The organism is Micromonospora sp. NPDC049089 (assembly GCF_040648775.1).
Lineage (GTDB): Bacteria > Actinomycetota > Actinomycetes > Mycobacteriales > Micromonosporaceae > Micromonospora.
The window spans coordinates 1-1,894 of sequence record NZ_JBEZEH010000387.1 but is presented as its reverse complement, the minus strand read 5'-3'; the positions used below and the strand labels follow the sequence as shown (position 1 = coordinate 1,894).

General features: G+C 70.1%; 2 protein-coding genes. One reads left to right on the top strand and one right to left on the bottom strand.

Going from position 1 to position 1,894, the window contains the following annotated elements; all coding sequences use genetic code 11:
• Window positions 1-137 precede the first annotated feature (137 nt).
• A complete protein-coding gene (locus AB0B48_RS32970; RefSeq protein WP_357208534.1) occupies window positions 138-476 on the bottom strand; it encodes a TM2 domain-containing protein in 339 nt (112 codons plus the stop codon).
• Between the two features lie 229 nt (window positions 477-705).
• Here AB0B48_RS32970 and ald point away from each other — a divergent pair, with 229 nt between their 5' ends.
• On the top strand, window positions 706-1,821 hold the full coding sequence (gene ald / locus AB0B48_RS32965; RefSeq protein ID WP_357208530.1) for an alanine dehydrogenase: 1,116 nt from the start codon (window positions 706-708) through the stop codon (window positions 1,819-1,821).
• Window positions 1,822-1,894 lie beyond the last annotated feature (73 nt).

Sequence of the window (1,894 nt, the reverse complement as noted above, 5' to 3'; positions counted from 1 at the left end):
TTCCGATGTGCTTCGCGTCTCTGGGGGGGGCGGACGCGCCTCGGCCGCGGTGAGCGTCGCCGCGGGTCCAGCGGGTCGGGGTAGTACGCGCCAACGGGCCCCCGCGTACAACCGCGGGGCCCCTTTCGCTTGCTGGTCTAGGAGTCGCGCAGCGGACGGCCCTGCGCGTCCGTGCCGCCGTTGACCAGGATGAGGATGCCGTCGATGAGGCCCCAGAAAGCGCCGAGGCCGCAGGTCACCACGCTCACGACGAGCTGGAGAACGGCGATCTTGGTGTGTCCGGTGTAGAACCGACCGGCACCGAAGGTGCCGAGCAGGATGCCGAGGATACCCGCGACGATCTTGCTCTTGTCGGAGACGCCCTGGGGGTACCCCGGCTCGGGGTAACCGGGCTGGTAAGGAGGAGTGGTCATGGGCGGACACATTAGTGATCCACTCGCCGGCTGTCCGCACCGCCGCCCGGCAGATGGGACGATAGTGGTGAAACATTGTCCTGTTGGCTGAGGTGACGCTCGACCGCCGTATCTCGGCGGTGCCCTGACACATCGTCAGGACACCCGGGCACCGGGTGTCACTGTGCTGGCTCGCGGCGGCACCGGGCGCGCCTAGACTGCCGCCGCAGGACCGGTGTACCGCGGCGGCAAAGGGGCCGTCGTGGCACCGAGCAGTCGGGGGAGAGCAGCCCCGAAGAGAGGTGTCTGCATCGTGAAGGTCGGAATCCCACGCGAGGTCAAGAACCACGAGTACCGCGTGGCGATCACGCCAGCGGGTGTCAACGAGTTCACCCGCAGCGGCCACCAGGTCTTCGTCGAGTCCGGCGCCGGGGTTGGCTCCAGCATCACCGACGAGGAGTTCGCCGCCGCCGGCGCGAAGATCCTCGCCACCGCCGACGAGGTGTGGGAGACCGCCGAGCTGGTCCTCAAGGTCAAGGAGCCGATCGCCGAGGAGTACCACCGGATGCGCGAGGGGCAGGTGCTCTTCACCTACCTGCACCTGGCCGCCTCCAAGGAGTGCACCGACGCGCTGATCGACCGCCGGGTCACCGGCATCGCGTACGAGACCGTCGAGCTGCCCGACCGGTCGCTGCCGCTGCTCGCCCCGATGTCCGAGGTCGCCGGCCGGCTCGCCCCGCAGGTGGGCGCCTTCTACATGATGCGTACCGGTGGTGGGCGTGGTGTGCTGCCCGGCGGTGTCTCCGGCGTGTACGCGGCCAAGACCGTGGTCATCGGCGCCGGTGTCTCCGGCATGAACGCCGCCGCGATCGCGCTGGGTCTGCAGTCCGAGGTGCTGCTGCTGGACAAGAACGTCGCCCGGCTGCGGCAGGCCGACGCGATCTACCGGGGCCACCTGCAGACCGTCGCCTCCAACGCTTACGAGGTCGAGCGCGCCGTGCTCGACGCCGACCTGGTCATCGGCGCGGTGCTGGTGCCCGGCGCGAAGGCCCCGACGCTGGTCTCCAACGAGCTGGTCTCCCGGATGAAGCCGGGCAGCGTTCTCGTCGACATCGCCATCGACCAGGGCGGCTGCTTCGAGGACTCGCGCCCCACCACGCACGCCGACCCGGTCTACAAGGTCCACGAGTCGATCTTCTACTGCGTGGCGAACATGCCCGGCGCGGTGCCGAACACCAGCACCTACGCGCTGACCAACGTCACCCTGCCGTACGCCCTGGAACTGGCCAACCAGGGCTGGCGCGAGGCGCTGCGCAACGACCCGGCGCTGGCGCTGGGCCTCAACACCCACGCCGGTCAGGTCACCTACGGCCCGGTCGCCGAGGCGCACGGCATGGACGTGCTCCCGCTGGCCGACGTGCTGGCCTGAACGGTGGCGGCCGAGCGGTAGCGAGCCGAGGGGCAGGGCACTGACCGACGGTGTAGCCGGCGCCGGCGTGGGC